This window comes from Alteromonas sp. DY56-G5, from assembly GCF_041414725.1.
Lineage (GTDB): Bacteria > Pseudomonadota > Gammaproteobacteria > Enterobacterales > Alteromonadaceae > Alteromonas > Alteromonas macleodii.
This window is the reverse complement of the sequence record NZ_JANHZQ010000034.1, coordinates 36,176-56,173: the sequence shown is the minus strand read 5'-3', so window position 1 is coordinate 56,173 and position 19,998 is coordinate 36,176. Positions and strand designations below refer to the sequence as shown.

16 protein-coding genes and 1 tRNA gene are annotated in these 19,998 nt (G+C 45.4%); 11 read left to right on the top strand and 6 right to left on the bottom strand.

Going from position 1 to position 19,998, the window contains the following annotated elements; genetic code table 11:
* Nucleotides 1-155: 155 nt before the first annotated feature.
* On the bottom strand, nucleotides 156-1,667 hold the full coding sequence (locus NO989_RS15800; protein ID WP_371342859.1) for a guanosine-5'-triphosphate,3'-diphosphate pyrophosphatase: 1,512 nt from the start codon (nucleotides 1,665-1,667) through the stop codon (nucleotides 156-158).
* 36 nt (nucleotides 1,668-1,703) lie between these two features.
* Nucleotides 1,704-2,993, bottom strand: a complete 1,290-nt coding sequence (gene rhlB, locus NO989_RS15795; RefSeq protein ID WP_014997164.1) for an ATP-dependent RNA helicase RhlB — start codon at nucleotides 2,991-2,993, stop codon at nucleotides 1,704-1,706.
* Between the two features lie 100 nt (nucleotides 2,994-3,093).
* Between rhlB and trxA (NO989_RS15790) the strand changes: the two genes are divergently transcribed.
* The 4 genes from trxA (NO989_RS15790) to NO989_RS15775 all read left to right on the top strand — a co-directional run bounded on the left by trxA (NO989_RS15790) (nucleotide 3,094) and on the right by NO989_RS15775 (nucleotide 9,324).
* Nucleotides 3,094-3,420 carry a thioredoxin TrxA gene (gene trxA, locus NO989_RS15790; protein WP_012517074.1) on the top strand — a complete coding sequence of 109 codons (327 nt, stop codon included), beginning with the start codon at nucleotides 3,094-3,096 and terminating at the stop codon, nucleotides 3,418-3,420.
* 271 nt (nucleotides 3,421-3,691) lie between these two features.
* A complete protein-coding gene (rho, locus tag NO989_RS15785) occupies nucleotides 3,692-4,957 on the top strand; it encodes a transcription termination factor Rho (RefSeq protein ID WP_014948094.1) in 1,266 nt (421 codons plus the stop codon).
* 229 nt (nucleotides 4,958-5,186) lie between these two features.
* The gene (locus NO989_RS15780) at nucleotides 5,187-6,485 is read left to right on the top strand and encodes an amidohydrolase (RefSeq protein ID WP_252119668.1); all 1,299 of its coding nucleotides are present in this window, start codon (nucleotides 5,187-5,189) and stop codon (nucleotides 6,483-6,485) included.
* A gap of 22 nt (nucleotides 6,486-6,507) precedes the next feature.
* Nucleotides 6,508-9,324, top strand: a complete 2,817-nt coding sequence (locus tag NO989_RS15775) for an ATP-binding protein (protein WP_371342858.1) — start codon at nucleotides 6,508-6,510, stop codon at nucleotides 9,322-9,324.
* Here the strand turns inward: NO989_RS15775 and nhaA are convergent.
* Entirely contained in the window at nucleotides 9,286-10,560 is a 1,275-nt protein-coding gene (gene nhaA, locus NO989_RS15770) for a Na+/H+ antiporter NhaA (RefSeq protein WP_014948097.1), read from the bottom strand. The two genes, NO989_RS15775 and nhaA, sit on opposite strands and share 39 nt — an antisense overlap.
* 278 nt (nucleotides 10,561-10,838) lie before the next feature.
* Between nhaA and purE the strand changes: the two genes are divergently transcribed.
* The 6 genes from purE (at nucleotide 10,839) to NO989_RS15740 (ending at nucleotide 15,250) form a co-directional block, all read left to right on the top strand.
* Nucleotides 10,839-11,333 (top strand): 5-(carboxyamino)imidazole ribonucleotide mutase, encoded by a 495-nt coding sequence (gene purE / locus NO989_RS15765; RefSeq protein ID WP_014948098.1) that lies wholly within the window; start codon nucleotides 10,839-10,841, stop codon nucleotides 11,331-11,333.
* Nucleotides 11,330-12,466: a 5-(carboxyamino)imidazole ribonucleotide synthase gene (locus NO989_RS15760; protein WP_252119670.1), complete on the top strand. Its 1,137-nt coding sequence runs from the start codon at nucleotides 11,330-11,332 to the stop codon at nucleotides 12,464-12,466. The genes purE and NO989_RS15760 overlap by 4 nt, the downstream gene beginning before the upstream one ends.
* A gap of 60 nt (nucleotides 12,467-12,526) precedes the next feature.
* Nucleotides 12,527-12,602: transfer RNA gene (locus NO989_RS15755), tRNA-Thr, on the top strand.
* A 66-nt stretch (nucleotides 12,603-12,668) separates the two neighbouring features.
* Nucleotides 12,669-13,214 carry a copper chaperone PCu(A)C gene (locus NO989_RS15750; protein WP_252119671.1) on the top strand — a complete coding sequence of 182 codons (546 nt, stop codon included), beginning with the start codon at nucleotides 12,669-12,671 and terminating at the stop codon, nucleotides 13,212-13,214.
* A 186-nt stretch (nucleotides 13,215-13,400) separates the two neighbouring features.
* Nucleotides 13,401-13,874, top strand: a complete 474-nt coding sequence (locus NO989_RS15745; protein WP_014948101.1) for a Dps family protein — start codon at nucleotides 13,401-13,403, stop codon at nucleotides 13,872-13,874.
* 194 nt (nucleotides 13,875-14,068) lie between these two features.
* The gene (locus tag NO989_RS15740) at nucleotides 14,069-15,250 is read left to right on the top strand and encodes a PQQ-dependent sugar dehydrogenase (RefSeq protein WP_342325102.1); all 1,182 of its coding nucleotides are present in this window, start codon (nucleotides 14,069-14,071) and stop codon (nucleotides 15,248-15,250) included.
* Nucleotides 15,251-15,450: 200 nt separating this feature from the next.
* Here NO989_RS15740 and NO989_RS15735 read toward each other — a convergent pair whose 3' ends face one another.
* Both NO989_RS15735 and NO989_RS15730 read right to left on the bottom strand, forming a co-directional pair.
* Entirely contained in the window at nucleotides 15,451-17,559 is a 2,109-nt protein-coding gene (locus NO989_RS15735) for a prolyl oligopeptidase family serine peptidase (protein WP_371342857.1), read from the bottom strand.
* 283 nt (nucleotides 17,560-17,842) lie between these two features.
* Entirely contained in the window at nucleotides 17,843-18,175 is a 333-nt protein-coding gene (locus NO989_RS15730; protein WP_014948104.1) for a DUF962 domain-containing protein, read from the bottom strand.
* A 287-nt stretch (nucleotides 18,176-18,462) separates the two neighbouring features.
* On the opposite strand from NO989_RS15730, the gene trxA (NO989_RS15725) reads away from it, so the two are divergent.
* Entirely contained in the window at nucleotides 18,463-19,332 is an 870-nt protein-coding gene (trxA, locus tag NO989_RS15725) for a thioredoxin (RefSeq protein WP_371342856.1), read from the top strand.
* A 153-nt stretch (nucleotides 19,333-19,485) separates the two neighbouring features.
* On the opposite strand, the gene NO989_RS15720 is transcribed toward trxA (NO989_RS15725), so the two are convergent.
* Entirely contained in the window at nucleotides 19,486-19,914 is a 429-nt protein-coding gene (locus tag NO989_RS15720) for a hypothetical protein (RefSeq protein ID WP_371342855.1), read from the bottom strand.
* Between the last annotated feature and the right edge of the window lie 84 nt (nucleotides 19,915-19,998).

Genomic DNA, 19,998 nt, shown 5'->3' with positions numbered 1-19,998 from the left:
TATCGCGATCGCAGCCTTCGGCTGCTAGAAAAAATAAACCCCTCCGAAAAAAGAGGGGTTTATCATCAATCTGAGCCGTGCAATGCACGGCTTTTTTTATGTGTCTTTTTTATTTATCGTAATACATTTAACGCATCCTATCTGTATGTAAGTGATTACTTACAAACGAGTTCGCAGCCAGCTTTATGCTGAAGCCAGCATTCATTTGCTAGCTCTGCGTTGATCAAAGGATGCGATTTCAGCCAGCCTTCAGGAAAAGTAAGTGTCCACTTACTTTCTTCGCACTGCAAAGTTACCTCTGGTATATGTTTATTCTGACGACGCAGACATAACACCACTGCTATACGTAAAATTCGCAATAAGCCCTTTAGCATTGGACGGTAGTCTTCGTGGTACTTTTCAAATACGTCTGGCTTTATGTTTAACCTATGCTGAGCAACTAAATCGCGGATGGCTGCCCGCTGAAGGCGCGTGAAGCCGGGCAAATCAATGTGACTTAATATGTATTCACCATGCTCATGATGGCGCTTATATTCAATGTGAAGACCTATTTCATGAAGCTGTGCGGCTGCACCTAAAATAGTTTCGGTATCTAAATGACAAATATTCTGTTGTGCACAGAGTTGATGGCATAAAGTAAGCGCTACGTGACTAACCGAGTTCGCGTGACTAGCATCTACATGATAACGATGTTTTGCCTGATTAAGGGTCTGCTGGCGACGATCATTCTCGGTAACGTTATCTAACATTCCGTAGATAAGTCCTTCTCGAAGCGCACCACCAGAAATATTCATGTGCTTGATATTTAGCGCTTCAAATAAGCTGATGAGGATCGCTAAACCAGACGGGAAAATAGCTTTTCTGTTATCTTCCAATCCGTCGATATCAAGGGTTTTAATGCTGCCGCATTCAATACATTGCTTTTCTAAATGATACAAATAGTCTAAGCGGATAGCATCACTAATGCCCTGTGCTACAAGAATCTCAGTAATGGCTTGCGGCGTGCCAGATGCACCTAAACAATTCTCCCAATCAAAACACAAAAACGCGCTAGACACATCGGCAATAAGCGCGTGTGCGGCTTTTTTGGCATTGTCGAAATTGTTTTCGGTGATAGTGCCGCCGGTGAAATAGCGTTCCATAAACGTTACACAGCCCATATCCAAACTCTTAAGATGGATAGGCTGCATGTCGTTACCGATAATGATTTCTGTGCTGGCGCCGCCAATATCTATGACTAAGCTATTGCCTTGGTTGGCGGATGTGTAGGCTACGCCAAGATAAATTTGTCGCGCTTCTTCTTCACCGCTAATCACTTCAAGTTTGTGATTGAGAATCTCTTCTGCCTTGCGAATGAATACATGCGCATTGGTTGCCAGTCGCAATGTAGCGGTCGCTACAATTTTAATATTAGAAGGGGGGATATCCTGCAGGCGTTCCGAGAATACTTGCAGGCATTGCCAGCCGCGTTCCATGCTTACGTCATCAAGTGCGAAATCATCATCTAAACCTGCTGCCAGGCGCACTTTCTGTTTAATTTTCCCTATTATTTGCACACTGCCGTTAACAACGTGAACAATCACCATGTGAAAGCTGTTAGAGCCTAAGTCTACGGCGGCGTAATACTCGCCATAGGTCTGTGCGTCGTGCTGGAGTTCTGCCTGCATAAAATCTCGATTCTTATTGAGTTCCTTTACGCCTTATTACTGCGCTCTATTATTGCGTTGCTGGGGCTTTCCTCGGCCTCTACCGTTACCACGGCGTGAAGTATTTCTATTGTTAGGTGTACGTCTTCTACGTGGTTTTGGTGGCGTTACATCGTCAAGTAGAGCACTGCGGTCGTAATCGGTAACCGGAATAGCCTTTTGGATGTATTGCTCAATTGCAGGTAAGTTTAGTGCGTATTTTTCGCATGCGAAACTAATTGCAACACCACTTTGTCCTGCACGGCCAGTACGACCAATACGGTGTACGTAGTCTTCGGCGTCGTCAGGTAAGTCGTAGTTGAATACGTGCGTTACCGCGTCGATATGAAGACCGCGCGCTGCAACGTCGGTTGCCACCAAAATGTCTAGGTTACCCTTGGTGAAATCTTCTAAGATCCCCAAGCGTTTCTTCTGTGGTACATCGCCGCTAAGCAAGCCCACGCGATGGCCATCTGCGGTAAGCCAGTCGGTGACTTTTTCACAGCTGTTTTTCGTATTTGCGAACACAATCGCTTTTTCCGGCCATTCTTCTTCAAGTAGCGTAAGAAGTAACAGCATCTTGTCATCATCAGACGGGTAGAATAGCTCTTGAGAAACGCGTGTAGCGGTGGTTTGCTCTGGCGCCACCTGAACATGGGTTGGATTGTTCATGTGCTCGTATGCAAGTTCCTGTACGCGATAGCTTAGTGTCGCTGAAAATAGCATGCTTAAGCGTTCGCTTGCTGGAGGCATACGACGGAATAAAAAGCGGATATCTTTAATAAAGCCCAAATCGAACATACGGTCGGCTTCATCAAGTACGGCAACCTGAATATTCTTCAGTGTGAACACATTCTGTTTGTAGTAATCAAGAATGCGTCCTGTCGTACCAATTATAATATCTACCCCTTCTTCCAAAGTTTCACGTTGACTTTGGTAACCTTCGCCCCCATAAATCAAACCAAGCGACAATCCAGTATGCTCACTAAGCAATTTGGCGTCGTTATAAATTTGAACGGCTAGCTCTCTGGTCGGCGCCATGATAATTGCGCGAGGGCCATTTGATTTGCTGTTATCTGCATTTTCTGCTTTGCTTAGCAAATAGTGAAATGTAGCTACCAAAAAGGCAATGGTTTTACCGGTTCCGGTTTGAGCCTGACCTGCAATGTCGTGACCTTCCAATAAAGGAGGCAGTGCAAGTGCTTGAATTGGTGTACAATGTGAAAAATTAGCTGCCGCCAAGGCGTCAACAACCTTGCCGTTAATCGGCAGGTCAGAAAAGTGAGTATCAGTTAAGTGAGTAGGCATAGCTTATAGCTTATCAGTGCTTGCATTAAAAAACAGTTTCTATATAACACTTATGGTCAGGCTGAGACAAATCAGCGACAGACCAATAATGGAGAAAAGAATGAGCGACAAAATTATCCAGTTATCTGACGATAAATTCGAAGCAGATGTTATCAATGCTGAAGGTCCTGTACTGGTTGACTTCTGGGCTGAATGGTGTGGCCCGTGTAAAATGATCGCACCAATCTTGGAAGAAGTTGCGACCGAGTTTGATGGCAAGTTAACAGTTGGCAAGTTGAATGTCGATGAAAATAACGAAACTCCACCTAAATATGGTATTCGTGGTATTCCTACATTGCTACTTTTCAAAAACGGTAACGTTGCTGCAACTAAAGTAGGCGCGCTATCTAAAGCTCAATTAACAGAGTTTCTTAACGAAAACCTTTAATTGATTTCAAATTGAAAACCGGTGCTAACGAAGCACCGGTTTTTATTTACGCCACAGGGACTAACGTTTCATTCTAGAAGAGCAAGCCACAAATTATTTAACATTTCGGCGGTAAAACGCTGGACGTTGATTAAATATAGTGCTAACTTTTCTTCAGCGCTCATCCGAGCAGCGTTCTGCTTACGCCCACATCAGGGTGATATCAAATCTAAACTAGAACAGAGTGACTTTAAGTCCTGTAAGCGAAGTTCAAGCACAAAGACCCACCAGTATGAATTTAACTGAATTAAAGAACAAACCAATAAGCGAGTTGGTTAACCTGGCCGAGGAGATGGGCCTGGAAAACATGGCGCGCGCCAGAAAACAAGACATCATTTTCTCAATCCTAAAGACACACGCAAAAAGCGGTGAAGACATCTTTGGTGATGGGGTACTAGAAATTTTACAGGACGGTTTCGGCTTCTTACGCTCAGCTGACTCTTCGTATCTTGCAGGACCAGACGATATTTATGTATCGCCAAGCCAAATTCGACGCTTTAACTTGCGTACCGGTGATACGATTGCCGGGAAAATTCGTCCACCGAAAGACAGTGAACGATACTTCGCCCTGCTAAAAATCCGCGAAGTTAACTTCGACAAGCCTGAAAATTCACGTAATAAAATCCTTTTTGAAAACCTTACACCACTTCACGCAGCAGATCGCTTGCGCATGGAACGTGGTAATGGCTCAACAGAAGACATTACGGCTCGTGTACTAGATTTGGCGTCGCCAATCGGTAAAGGCCAGCGTGGTCTTATCGTAGCGCCACCTAAGGCCGGTAAAACGCTTCTTCTTCAGAATATTGCTCAGTCAATTGCTGCTAACCACCCAGATTGTGAGTTAATGGTATTACTTATTGATGAGCGTCCGGAAGAAGTAACCGAGATGCATCGTCTTGTTCAAGGTGAAGTCGTTGCTTCAACCTTCGATGAGCCAGCAAGTCGTCACGTACAAGTTGCTGAAATGGTTATCGAGAAAGCCAAGCGTCTTGTTGAACACAAAAAAGACGTGGTTATCCTGCTTGACTCGATTACTCGTCTTGCTCGCGCTTACAACACGGTTATCCCATCATCAGGTAAAGTACTTACCGGTGGTGTTGATGCGAATGCTCTTCACAAGCCTAAGCGCTTCTTTGGTGCTGCCCGTAATGTTGAAGAAGGCGGAAGCTTAACGATTATCGCAACAGCGCTTATCGATACCGGCTCTAAAATGGACGAAGTTATCTACGAAGAGTTTAAAGGTACAGGTAACATGGAATTACACCTTAATCGCAAAATCGCGGAAAAACGTGTATTCCCGGCTATCGACTTCAACCGCTCTGGTACCCGACGTGAAGAACTGCTTACAGCGCAAGATGAACTACAGAAAATGTGGATCCTTCGCAAAATCGTTCACGAAATGTCAGAAATTGACGCAATGGACTTCCTTATCAGTAAGTTGTCGATGACCAAGACAAACGATGAGTTCTTTGACGCAATGCGTAGACAAAAGAGTTAATAGAAACTTAGTAATAAGTTGATATTTAAAGAAAAGGCGCCACTCGGCGCCTTTTTTATTCCCTGCATCGATAAAGCACTTTTCTTATACTTCCGTCTAATACCCTCAGTCTTGTGAATGGGGTATTTTCGTCTGCTTATTGATTTTTAACAGCAATCGTTAGTTCAGTGGTGTGTTCTCCCTTGAGATGATTTACTCTGTCTAAAAAACACCAAAGGAAATAATAGTTATGTACCAGAAATTGCTGTCACTCGCATTTGCAGGGTTGACCTCTGTGTCAGCTGCTAATGCCGCTCAGATCAATGTTGATGAATTAGCGAATAAAGTCGAGCCTGATGTAATTAAATGGCGTCATCACTTTCATGAATTTCCTGAATTATCGAATCGCGAGTTTAAAACCGCTGAATATGTTGCTGACTACCTTGAAAGCCTAGGTTTAGAAGTGCAGACCGGTGTGGCAAAAACGGGTGTGGTAGCTATTTTAGACTCGGGCAAGCCAGGTCCTGTCGTTGCATTACGTGCAGACATGGACGGACTTCCTGTAAAAGAGCAAAACGATTTGTCCTACCGCTCAAAGCAGATGGGCGAATACAACGGAAAAGAAGTGCCGGTTATGCACGCCTGTGGTCACGATACTCACATGGCAATGCTCATGGGCGCGGCAAAAATTCTTACCGAAATTAAAGGCGACCTGAAAGGTAAAGTGAAGTTTATCTTTCAGCCAGCAGAAGAGGGCGCACCCGCTGGAGAAAAAGGCGGTGCGGAAGTTATGGTTGCTGAAGGTGTACTTAAGAACCCTGATGTAGACGCTATTTTTGGCCTGCATATCAATGCTAATACCGATGTGGGTAAAGTGCGTTATAACGCGGGTGGCACCATGGCCGCGGTAGACCCATTTAAAATTGTTATTCACGGTAAGCAAGCCCACGGCGCTTATCCTTGGAAGAGTGTTGATCCAGTGGTTACCGCTGCGCAAATGATCATGTCAATTCAGACCATAGTAAGTCGTGAGTTGAAATTGATTGACGATGCAGCGGTGGTGTCTATTGGCTCTATTCACGGCGGTAACCGTTCAAACATCATTCCAAATGAAGTAGAAATGGTTGGCACAATTCGTACACTCAATGAAGCCGCTCGCGATCACATTTACGAGTCGCTTCCGCGCAAAGTAAAGGCTATTGCTGAAAGTATGGGCGCAGAAGCAGAACTTACGCTACCGCTAGATTACTATTACCCCATTACGTACAACGACCCAGAGCTTACAAAAGCCATGCTGCCTACTATGCAGCGTACCGCAGGCGTTGAAAATACGCTGCTTTCTAAACCGGTCACGGGGGCGGAAGACTTTTCATTTTTCCAAGAACAAATTCCAGGTTTATATGTTTGGGTAGGCGGTAAGCCATTGGACGTGTCTGAAGAAGATAGCCCTGCTCATCACACACCGGAATTTTATGTTGATGATGAAGGCATGAAATTAGGCGTGAAGCTTCTAACGAACTTTACCCTAGATTACATGGCTCAACACTAAATCTATCCGCCGGAGACATGCGTTGAAAATTGGCAGTATTTCATTTTCTTTTTCATGGTCTCTGGCCCTTCAAGCACTGCTTGTATGTGTGTTAGGTGCGGGTCTTAATGCTCTCAACCCACCCTTTGATAGCACAGGGATAGCTACATTTGGCATAGGTGCGGCAGTCTACGCTTCACTTCGGTTTTCTCCTTTTATTTCCATTCCTATTGCACTTGTTGTCAGCCTTCCCTTATGGCTTAACGACGGGAGCATAGTTGGAAAAGAAAGCCTTACTCTACTGCCTATCGTGCTTAGCTTTTTTGGCTATAACAAGTCGCTTAAACAGGTGATAAAAGTAGGCGCAGGCTTTTGGTCTATTGTCTTTCTGCCCATTCTCGTTTTAGAGCATTCTCTTTATGATGGCGATAACGCAAATATGCTGTTTTCGGGTGTGCTGGTCACCTGGGTAAGCGGTGTATTTGGTCTTGTAACCGGACACTTTTCGTATTTGGCAGTCCACGGGCTTAAGCGACAAACATCAAGTAAGTCAGAGCGGGTTACGCTGCACTTTCTTTTTGGGTACTTCTTTTCCGGTTGCTTCTTCGTTGCTTCCATGGCAGTAATTTATTTGTCGGTAAGTCTGTTTCAACAACAGCAAGAAAGACAAATTCACAGTTACATGTCGCAGCGGGTGAATGTGCTGGAGTTCCAACTTTCGAATTTTATTCAGCAACACCAAAGTGCCATTATTAGTGCAGCGCAAGTGTTATCTAGCGAGGTATCAAACAGCGATTTCGATAATGCAGCGGTGACAAATTTGCGGGTGTTGGCATCGCACAATCCAGAATTTTTGACCTTCCTCATTGCAGATGACAAAGGCGATCTTACCCACGCTTACCCGCCTAGCCTGTTGGATAAGGCAAGACAAAGCGGCTTGTCAAATGTGGCTTACAGGCCGTATTTCTTTGAAGTCATGCAGACAGGTAAACCATTCCTTTCAAATGTATTTCAAGGCCGAGGTTTTGGTAACGATCCAATTGTAGCCTTGTCAGCTCCTATTACAGATGCAGATGGCACTCCAAAAGGTATTGTAGAGGGCTCTTTATCGTTAAAGAGCTTTTCTGCTATTGATAACTTAAGCTTAGGTGGTTTTTTGATGCTCATTGAGGATCAAAAAGGCGAAGTTATCTATGCATCTAAAGGCCTGAAGATGAAGCCACTCACTAAAGCACCTTTTTATATTTGTGAACCTGATTGTGCTGTTGAGGTGGAGAACGGGCCTCAGGGGAAAACATGGTTGAGGTTAGCGAAAGATATGCCTTTTGCTAGCTGGAAAGTTAGCTATTACTTCGACAAACGACTGCTAATGGCATCAATGAGTAATTATTTGCTAAAAGACTTACTGCTGCTATTGGCATTATCTGCATTTGGAACATTCACCGGATACGTAGTCGCAAAAATGGTCGGCGCGCCTATTCGTCGCCTTGTTCGCTACATTGCCGAATTCGACCCTACACAAAAAGAAGTTGTTATAGCACCACAAAGGGCACTGCACATTCAAGAGCTCTCGTCGCTAAGCGATGAGTTCGTGAGTTTAGAAGCCCGATTGCTCGATGCATTTGAAGAGCTAAAGGTTGCAAGAGAAGTAGAGCAAAGCCTGAATGTCGAGCTAGGGGAATTGAATCAGTCTTTGGAAAAGCGCATAGAAGAGAAAACCGAGCACCTTGCGTTAGCGCTTAAAGAAGCGGAAGCCGCGAATGTGGCGAAAACGCAGTTTCTCGCTAACATGAGTCACGAGATTAGAACGCCAATGAACGGCATTATTGGCTCATGTGAATTGATGCTCGAGAATGAGTTGCCGGAAAATGTTTCGGCTAGAGCCAAAACAATTTCACGCTCTGCTAGCAATCTACTTATCATCCTGGACAGTATCTTAGATTGGTCGAAGATTGAATCGGGTAAAATGCTCACCGATATCCAAAGTTGTGCCATTCGCGAGTTACTTGAAGCTTCTTGTGACCTCTACCGTCACGCTGCGCAAGTAAAAGGGTACGATATTGCTTTGTATATTAATCAGGGCGTACCTAACGCACTGAACATTGATGCAGGGAAGGTGAGCCAAATCATCAATAACTTACTTAGTAACGCGATTAAGTTCACCAGCGATGGTGTCGTGACGGTTAACGTCAGCTATGCCCACCAAGGACTTAAAATTTCGGTTACCGATACGGGAATAGGCATTGCTCCCAACAAACTACGCCTTATTTTTGATAAGTTTGAGCAAGCCGATCCGTCCACTACTCGAAATTTTGGTGGCACAGGATTAGGTTTGGCCATTTCTAAAGGTTTGGTTGAGCTTCTTGGTGGAGAGCTTTATGTTGAAAGTGAACTGGGTAAAGGAACAAGCTTCACCTTCCACATTCCTGCCACAGTAAGTGAAGAAAAAGAGCATGCAGAAAATGAGGTGATTCCGTCATTACCTGATGGATTACGGGTTTTATTGGCTGAAGACAACGACATTAATGCTGAAATCGTCATGGACATGCTCAAATCGTCCAACATCAAATGTATTAGAACGAAAAACGGGCAAGATGCTGTTAAGGCCGAGAAGAGGCACGATTTCGACGTAATTTTAATGGATTGCCAAATGCCGATCATGGATGGTCATACAGCATCGAAACTTATTCGAAGTGAAGGCAGGAATAAGGACACGGTCAGGATCATCGCCTTAACCGCCAATGCGTTTATCGAAGACAAAAATGCCTGCTTAGAAGCAGGCATGAATGCGCATTTAAGTAAGCCTATTCGAAAGCAGGTTCTATTTGACTGTATTGCCCGTGAACTTGCTAGCGTTTGAGGCTACATCAGTGTTATCGCTCGGCGCTTCGCTAACGAATCGCAGTACAATATACCCTAAGCACGCCGAGACAAGAGAGCCGGTTAAAATGCCCACACGCTCGTCAAAAATTTGATTGATACCTGTCTGTGCAAAGGCCAGTCCCCCAATGAATAAGCTCATTGTAAAGCCAACGCCGCAAAGTAGCGCACAGCCATAGATATGCTTGAAGTTAAGATCCTCTGGTAACTTAGCCAGCTTTAACTTCACCATTAAGTAGCAAAAACCGAATACGCCAATTTGTTTACCCACAACCAAGCCAAGAAAGATCCCAAAGGTAACAGGATGGAAAATACCCTCCGGACTGATGTTACCAAAACTTATGCCGGCGTTAGCGAAGGCGAATAAAGGTAGGATCGCGAAACTCACCGAGCCATTCAAACCGTGCTCTAGTCGCGTTACCGGAGAATAAGATTCGTCTTTCTCATCCCGCATAGGAATAAAGCCAGCAAGTACGACACCTGCCAGTGTGGCGTGAACGCCTGACTTCAACATGGCTACCCACAGAATGATTCCCACAAAAACATAAGGCGGAATATCTACCACATTGCGTTTATTCATTTGCCACAACAGCAATAAACAACCTGCAGCAATATACAGCGCACCCGCGGTAATGTGCTCGGTGTAAAACAGGGCAATAATTACGATAGCACCGATATCGTCAATAATAGCCAGGGTGACTAAGAAAACTTTCAGGCTCGTAGGTACTCGACTACCTAGTAGCGCCAAAATACCTAACGCAAACGCGATGTCAGTAGCGGCGGGAATTGCCCACCCTGCAATGGCTACGGGGTTGTCCCAGTTGATGCCTACATATATCAAGGCGGGTAGTGCCATACCACCTACAGCACCCGCTGCGGGTAAAATAATATCTTTGGGGTTGGCCAATTCACCTTCGCAGATTTCGCGCTTCAGTTCCAGACCCACGTGAAAAAAGAACACCGCCATTAACCCGTCGTTAATCCACAGCAATAATGGCTTATCGATAGCCCACGTACCGGCTGATATTTGTACCGGCATACTGATTAAATGATCGTAAAGCGTATCTAGGGGTGAATTAGCAATAATGAGCGCAAGAATCGTTGCACCCATTAACAATATGCCGGGAGCGGCTTCGCGATTTAAGAAGTCAGAGACCACGTCTTGTACTTCTTCTATCACCTCATCAAGTACGTCGGGTTCGTGCTTATCTGTCATCAATAACCTCTAACGCCCGTTCATGGTCAACGTCGCAAAATGTGGAAATAAAAGCGTTCGTTAATCCGTGTAGTCAGGCAACTTTTCTACATAAATTAATTATAGTTAATACGACTGACAGCGAAGAGATAGATCACCCTTATAAGAGAGTAGCCTCAACAACCCTTAAGCGAGTGGCGCTATAATTGACGCCATTTACGGTGGGATTTTGAACGGTTTTACGCTACAATCGCGGCCTTTCCAAGGTTGTCCACTTTACCTACCCCGAGGATCTCTAGATGGCAAAAGTCGCGATTGTAATGGGTTCAACTTCAGACTGGCCTACTATGCAGCAGGCCGCAAAAATGCTGAAGTCGTTTGGTGTTGAATTTGAAGCGAAGGTGGTGTCCGCGCACCGTACACCCAACTTGCTAGTAGAGTTTGCAGAAAGCGCTGCAGATGAAGGTTTTAGCGCAATCATTGCTGGCGCAGGCGGCGCAGCTCACTTACCGGGTATGATTGCTGCACACACGCATTTACCTGTGTTTGGCTGCCCGGTTAAATCAAAGGCGCTCAACGGATTAGACTCACTGCTTTCTATCGTTCAAATGCCGAAAGGTGTTGCGGTAGGTACACTGGCAATAGGTGAGGCTGGTGCAGCAAATGCGGGTCTTCTCGCGGCACAAGTTGTTGCGCTGCAAGACGAAAGCGTACGCAATGCCGTTATCGCTTTTAGAAAATCGCAAACTGATACGGTACTTGCTTCAAGCAATACGTTGGAGCTAGATGAATGAGAGTAGTCGTTTACGGCGCAGGCCAACTTGCTCAAATGATGTACCTGGCGGGAAGCCCGTTAGGTATTGACGTTCAAGCTGTGGACGTAAACAACGATACCGTTGTACATCCAGTTAGCAAAACCCCTCTTGAAATCTCACTTACTCAAGCACTAGAAGGTGCAGATGCTCTTACCGTAGAATTTGAGCATGTACCTGAAAGGCTTCTTGAAGACGCGGCGAAAACAAACAAGTTGATGCCGAATATCGACAGCATTCTTGTTGGCGCCGATCGCGTACGTGAGAAAAAGCTGCTTGAAAGCATGCAGGTTGCAAATTGTGAGCACCAAATAGTTACCGACCTTGCCCAGTTAGACGATTGCGTAAAGCAGTTGGGTAGCAAACTCATTCTTAAGGCTAGCCGCGATGGCTATGACGGATATGGTCAATGGCGTTTAAGTGATGAGGCTGACTTACCTGAACTAAAAAATGCACTTCAGGGATTAGATTTGCAGACCGTGCCTTTAGTGGTTGAAAAAATGGTGGCTTTCGACAGAGAGTTGTCATTAATCGGTGTACGCAATGCTAATGGCGACGTACGCACCTATCCACTTGCTGAAAATTTGCATCACCAAGGTCAACTTCATGTGTCGGTTGCACCAGCGACTAACGTTGATGACGCACTTCAGGCCCAGGCTCACGATATTTTTGTGAAACTTGCTGAGGGTATGAACTACGTCGGTGTGCTGGCTGTGGAACTATTCCAAGTAGGCGACAAGCTACTTGTAAACGAACTTGCTCCTCGTGTACATAACTCCGGGCACTGGAGCCAGTCGGGCGCTGTAACCAGCCAGTTTGAAAATCACTTACGTGCAGTCTGTGGATTGCCTCTTGGTGACACGTCAGCCATTGGCCCAAGCGCTATGGTCAACATTATTGGTTGCAGCAGCTTCTCGCGCGATTTGCTAAGCATCGATGGCAGTCATCTTCACTGGTACGGAAAATCTGTTCGTGAAAAGCGCAAGATGGGACACATCAATGTCACCACGAATAGTTATGAAAGCTTGGGTGAAAAGCTCATGGCATTGAGCAAATATTTACCACTTGAGTACTTCCCAAAATTAGTTGGTGAAGCAACGCGATTAAAAGGTTGACACCCACGCGTTTATCGCTAGAATACGCATCCGCTGTCTAGGCAGCGGTTTTTAAAGTGTGCCGACTTAGCTCAGTTGGTAGAGCAACTGACTTGTAATCAGTAGGTCGCCAGTTCGATTCCGGCAGTCGGCACCATTTTTCTTTTTTCCTATGCCAATCTTACGTACACTTGCTTACGAGTATTCATTCGGAGCAGACTGTATGTCATTTTTTTCCAAATCACTTAAACCATTAGTTATCGTAACTGGCTTATTTTCTTTAAGCATGTCTGCGACTATTTACGCGCATGGCAATGACCATGATAACCATCACATGCCAAAAGAGCAGCACAAGCACGCCAGTAAGCAATCAGAAGTAATGGTAATGAATGGTTATGCCAGAGCGACCTTTGCTTTGGCAAAAACCGGCGCAGTGTACTTTACTTTGCATAATCATGGTGACAGCGATAAAACACTGACGTCTGTTTCAGTATCAAGCGATGTAGCAAGTGAAGCGCAAATCCACACAACGGTGATGGAGGAAGACGTGATGAAAATGCGTGAGCTAACTGAAGGCGTTATAATAAAAGCGGGCGAAATGGTCTCTTTTGAATCAGGCGGCCGTCATATCATGTTGATGGGGCTGACCAAAGGATTAGAAGAGGGCAGCGAAGTAGCACTAACCCTCACATTTAGCGATGGGAGTGAACTACCGGTTTTGCTACCTGTTAAAAAAGAAGCGGGCGAAAGCCACCATCACCACCATTAATAGAGTGGCTGAGGCAGAATGTATAAAGTCATCGATTAATGCGATGAATGCAATCAACTAAACCGTTAATCTAAATCAAAATTTCTGTAGTACTATTAACTTATATTATTTAAACCAAGATTTTTCAGCGCCGATGAATGGACTGAAGGTAAATCTAAAAAGGGTTTTAACGTTAAGGAGTGTGACATGAGCAAGATTGATATTGGTATTTCTGAGAGCGATCGTAACGCAGTAGCAGAAGGTCTTAAAAAGCTATTGGCCGACTCTTACACTTTGTACCTTCAAACACATAATTTTCACTGGAACGTAGAAGGTCCGCAGTTCCGTGAATTGCACCTAATGTTCGAAGAGCATTACACAGAGCTTGCCGAAGCGGTAGACGAAATTGCAGAGCGTATTCGTACTCTAGGTGTAGCTGCACCGGGCACATATAAGTCTTTCGCTGAGCTTAGTTCAATTGAAGAAGTGGAAGGTGTACCTGAAGCGACGGAAATGGTGAGATTGTTAACTCACGGTCATGAGCAAGTTGTGAAAACCTGCCGTGAATCGTTAAAGCTAGCGCAAGACGCAGACGATGAGTCATCTGCAGCGTTAATTGGCGATCGTATGCGCGTTCATGAAAAAACTGCGTGGATGCTCCGTGCAACATTACCGAAGTAAATCGCTACATAAGTGCGGTGACAGTGATTTAACATAGGCTTAATCGGCCAGTCACCTTTATCGCATAAGCAAGTAAAATTATCACAAAGGGTACAGCAGCGCTGTGCCCTTTTTTGTATACTGCCTTCCACTAAGAATAATAGAAGAAGCCTGTGTGAACGCGCACACGGCTTTTTAAAATGAGGCTCCTAGCGATGAAACCATCAACTATTTTAGCTGTACCATTCAAACCTGTGAGCGCGCTAGCGCAGTCACTTACTTGTGTATTGGCGCTTACGATCAGCCAATCCGCTTTAGCTCACGGAGATCATAAACATGGCGAAGCGCATGAAATCACCGACAGCGATATTACCGTAACCACGCTCGCTGAAGGGCTTGTTCATCCTTGGGGAATGGCATTTTTGCCAAATGGCGATCTGCTAGTTACGGAACGTGAAGGTGGCATTCAGCGTTTATCAAAAGACGGTAAGTTGTCAGGACGTCTAGGTAATGTGCCTAAGGTGGTTGCGCAAAACCAAGGTGGTATGTTGGACATCGCTATCGACCCGGATTTTGCCAGCAACAACACTATCTACTTCTGTTACAGCAAAGCGAGTGAGGTTGAGGGCAAGCCGGGCAGCAGTAGCAGTGTTGCAAAGGCTAAGCTTACCGACTCAGGCCTTGAAAATGTTGACGTTATCTTTAGTGCCGACTCAATTGTGGATAACGGCTTTCACTTTGGCTGTCGTTTAGCGTTCGATGCTAAAAAGCACTTGTACATCACCATGGGCGACCGCTACAAGTACATGAAAGAAGCGCAGAACACCGATAACCACTTCGGTAAAATTGTACGCATAAACCGTGACGGCAGCGCAGTAGAAGATAACCCATTCACAGACGGCAAAGCCCCTGAAATATTCAGCTATGGTCACCGCAACGTGCAAGGCGTTACTGTTCATCCTGAAACTGGTGCGGTATGGGCGATGGAGCATGGCCCGAAAGGTGGTGATGAAATCAATATCCTTGAACGCGGTGCAAACTACGGTTGGCCTGTGATTACCTATGGTGTTGACTATAGTGGCGACATTATCAGCGACAAAACCCATATGGATGGCATGAAGCAGCCTTGGGTGTATTGGGACCCATCAATTGCGCCAAGCGGCCTTACCTTCTACCAAGGTGAAATGTTCAAAGAATGGAACGGGGATGTACTGGTGGGGTCGTTGAAGTTTACTCACCTTCGTCGCATAAAAGTAGAAGATGGAAAGCCCGCAGAGCAGTTTGAATATGTTCGTGACAATCACGCCCGTATTCGCGACGTTGAAGTTGGCCCAGAAGGTGCCATTTACTTACTGACCGATGCACCGAACGGCAAAGTATTAAAGCTAACCAAATAGCATAGTACCAGTCCGCATAGATAAGTGCTCACTCAGAAGGCGCTGGCAAGCTTCATAGCGAAGCGTGGGAATGCAGGAATGGCTGTTCCCTTTCAAATTCTGGTATTAGACGTAGAATGAGAAAAGGCGCCACTTCATTGTTATTGTAAAATGAAGTAAGCGCCTTTTTTATTTATAAGGACATCGGGTCTCGTATTGACTTATTCGCCGTCGTTATTCTTCTTGTAGCGTTCAAACCACGCCACAATATTTCCTACTTTCTGTATTAAGCGAGAAGGGCGGCTTGCAATGCCGTGTGAAGCCCCTGGAATTCGCACCATTGCAGCATCGACACCTTGTAACTTCAACGCTTGATAATACTGCTCTGTCTCACTAATTGGCGTACGGTGATCGGCTTCACCGGTTAGCAGCATAGTGGGTGTTACTACGTTGCCCACTAAGCTCAAAGGGCTACGCTGCCAGAGTTTATCCGCAATAGCCCACGGCATATCTGCCATCCAGTAGTTGCTAAAGTACGGGTATGCGTCGGCAGTCAATGAAAAGCTCATCCAGTTAATAACCGGCTTCGCCACAACAGCTGCACTAAAGCGGTCTGTTTTACCAATGGACCATGCGGTAAGGGTTCCGCCGCCTGAGCCGCCAGTAATAAACAGATTCTCTGAATCTATATAGCCTTGCTTAACAACCGCGTCTACCACATCCATTAGGTCGTTATAATCTTCTGATGGGTAGTTATGGTGGATCAAATTACCAAAGTCTTCACCGTAAGAGCTGCTGCCCCTTGGGTTAGCCCATACCACGACATAACCTTGCGCGGCCATTAGCTGAATTTCCATGGCAAAGTGAGGGCCGTAGGCTGCATGTGGGCCGCCATGAATTTCTAAAATTAGCGGGTATTTTTTGCTGCTATCAAATCCTGGTGGCAAAGCAATCCATGCGTCGATAGGTAGCTCGTCCACACTTGATACTACGGAAAGGTCTTGTACTTCTGCCAGCGTTTTATGACCAAGTGCATCGCTGTTTAAATCGGTGAGTTGCGTATCGTCTTTGCCTTTTCTATAAAGCGCCAGATCGCCAGGTACAGTGCGGCTTGCCATGGTGTAAACAATGTCGCCTTTATCACTAACTGCGAAGTCGCCCGACGTGTAAGGGCGTCCAAACGCTTGTCCACCTATGCTAACGTCGATAGGCTTCACATCGCCTTTCAGGTTCACTGCAGCAAGTTTAGTTTCGCCGTGATCAAGGTAAGAAAAGATTAATCCTCGGCTGTCTTTGCGCCACTCAAATTTGCCTAAGCTTCTATCTAGTGACGTAGTTAAACGGGTGATGTCACCACTTTCAAGCTCAAGTACCACAAGGTCGCCATTCTGATAAGAAAGCTTTCTGTCGTTGAGCTGAGTAAATGCAAGGTATTTTCCGTCGGGACTCAAGGTTGGTCTACCTTCAGGCCCTTCGATATCGGTAACTTGTTCAACTGCCGCTGTATTCACATTCACTTTATAGATGTCGCTAAACAAAGGGTGCAGCGCGTAGTCTTCTCGTTGTGGTGTGGCGAAATAAATCCAGTCATTCTCTTTAGAGAAAGAAAGGGTGCCGCCGCTAGGGAATTTTCCAGTTGTTAACTGACGCGGCGTACCGCCTTCAACAGGCAGAACAAATATCTGGTCAAAGCCTTCACGCAAGTAGCCTCTTCCGTCACCTCTATACTGCACCGCATCAATATAGGTGCCTTGGTCAGCCCACTTTGCTCCTTTAGGCTTGCTCGGCATGCCGGTAAACAATGGCTTTTGCTTTTCTTCGGTAAACTGGGTGAAGGCTAAGGTTTTGCTGTCATGAGACCAGGTTAACTGACGAGGTGCTTCGCTGGTGTTGGTCAAGCGCACAGACTGCATGGTATCTAAGTAATAGAGATGGATTTGTGCGCGGCCGTTGACCGATTTTGTATATGCCACCATTTTGCCGTTGGGCGATAAGGTAGCCTGTGACAAGTTTTCATCTACACCAATAAACGGGCGATGCTCACCGGATTTAATATTTACTTGCCAAAGTCGGCTTTGTCTTCCGTCAGTCATGACATCCATGCTCTGACGAGAATAAATTACCGTATCCTTATTAAGAAACTGTGGGTTGGCCACAAATTCTAAGTTAAAGGTGTCATCGTATGTCAGCGCATTTAAGCTAGTCGAATCAGAGGCAGATTCCTGCACTGCATTGGCCTGACTTATACCTAAAACCAATAGTGATAATGCAGTCGAGGTAACACATAAGCCTTTTCGTACTGGTCGAAAGGCGAAACAAGACGCAAACATAGTTGTTCCTTTTGTTATTGTTTTTTGCGCTGAGCGCGATAGGTAGAATGTTCGCTGTCGTGTGCTTAGCGTAAATCCTAACGCAAATGTAGCAACCTGCGAACGTTGTCTCTAACCATATCGCTTTCGTTTCTTTTATGTAAAGCGCGTGCGGTGAAGAGGCTGGATTGTCCGTTAAAATTACATATCCAACATTAAGCGCAACGTTTAACAACGCAGGGCGCTAGCAATGGCAGTTGTCATTATTAATAGAGGGCTGGCCGTCCTTTAAGTCATTTGAGCTTTATTCGCCTTTAAGGCTAATTTTGCCCACAAGAATATCTTTAAACATGACCCAGTCGCCCATTAGGCTGTAAAGCGGGTGTTTAAATGTCGCAGGGCGATTTTTCTCAAAGAAGAAATGACCTACCCAAGCGAAACCGTAACCTACTAGCGGAATAAACCACAGTAGCGACCAGCTAGCCATAAATACTGCTAGTGCTATAACGCCGAGAACCAGCCACGAGCCGATAAAATGAAGCGTGCGGCATGTACTATCTCTATGTTCATTTAAATAAAACGGGTAAAACTCTTTGAATGAAGCAAAATGCGTGTCAGCGCTTGTTTGTGTAGACATAAAACCCTCTCGGCCATAAGCATGTATTTTATAGAAGTAGAGTGACTTAGTAGCAGTAGTTTACACTACGTTAACATTCTATTCTGAAATAGATTGTCGTGAATACGACAAAAAGAGAATGAGTTTTTGCAAATATGCGTGCTCACTGGCGCAGATCAACAAAGTGGCGAATTAAGAAGCGCTTCCTAGTGCAAGGCGCGGTGACCAAAGATAGCCTACCTTAACCTTGTAATTTCAGGCCGTCTGCCCCATATTCCTCTCAATATAAGAAATTAAAGGCCTGCGTTATGGAAAATCTCGTTGCGAATAGCCAAGCAACCATCGTAGATATTACGGTAGAAAACTTTCAACAAATCATCATTGAAGCGTCGCAAGATAAGCTGGTGCTAATCGATTTTTGGGCAGATTGGTGCGAGCCCTGTAAAGACCTTATGCCTATTTTGGAAAAGCTGGCGGGTGAATACAGCCAGCACTTGATTCTGGCCAAAGTTGACTGCGAAGCCCAGCAAGAAGTCGCTGCACAGTTTGGTATTAGAAGTCTACCAACGGTGATGGTGGTGCAAAATGGTCAGCCTGTTGACGGCTTTGCGGGTGTGCAACCTGAGCAGCAAATTCGCGAAATGCTCGCTAAATATTTGCCTAATCCTGAAGACGATCTACTTGCCACTGCTGGCAAAGCGATTCAGCAAGGTGATTATGCAGAGGCACTGCCCGCAGCTAAAGAAGCCCTAGCGCTTAACCCAGATAACGTAAACGTTAAATATATGCTTATTGATTGCTATATCGAGACCGGATCTATCGATACAGCCAAAGCGTTATTGGAAGAAATTAAGTTGGTTGATCAAGACTCTCGCTATAAGAGCTTAGCGGGAAAAATTGAATTGGCAGAACAAGCCGCCGACACTCCTGAAATTCGTCAGCTTCAAGCAGCGGTAGAAGCGAACCCAGACGACTTGCAGCTTAAAGTTGATTTAGCGGTACAGTTGCAGCAAGCGAACAAAGCACAAGATGCACTAGAGCTTCTTTATAGTGTGTTAAAGAAAGAACTTGGGTTTGGCGACGCCAGAAAGCTGATGATGGATATGGTGAATGCGCTTGCCGACGGCGACCCGTTGAAGTCGGAATACCGCCGAAAAGTTTACAGCTTATTGTACTAACAACGTCAGCATTTTAGCGGCTGTCGTAGGGAACAATGAGTCGAGTCTGACTTTGATAAATTGACTGTACGAGGTTCGTGCTGGTACTTGCAGGTGAACGAGAACGCATGCTGACGAGTGTCACCGTGTGTATTTCTACTTCGATTGCTGTATTTATTTAGGCGAGAGAATAGGGGAGAACCCCTCTTTGTGCAGCCAATTAAGTGCTTCGAAATACTTTTGAAAATAATCGCGCTCGTAGTTAGCTGATTCAGTGTCACGGTGCTTAGATGGGTGGGTTCGTTCTAATTGGGCCCGCCTAACCATTCCGGTATCCAGCACGTAAGCTGAGCGTGTAAGCCCTCGCGAAATGTTCACCTTTATTGCTTCTGCTAAACGGGTTTGGCATTCAGGCGTAGAAAGCACCCAGCGGCGTCCGTCCATAAGGGCAGCCCAAGGCTTATTGTCGAACTTAGCGATAAGTTCATGCATTTCTTCTATAAAAAACTCTGTCGTTTTCAGGTTCCACGCCCCGGTTGCAAACACCTCAAGTACGTTACCTGAGACATCCAATGAATAATTTCCGTATTTAGGAAAACGCATAAAATACCTTTAATGTTTGTCTGCGTGGAACAGACGGAGCTTGCTAACTCGGCTAACAAAAACATCTTGCCTCTATAGGGTATA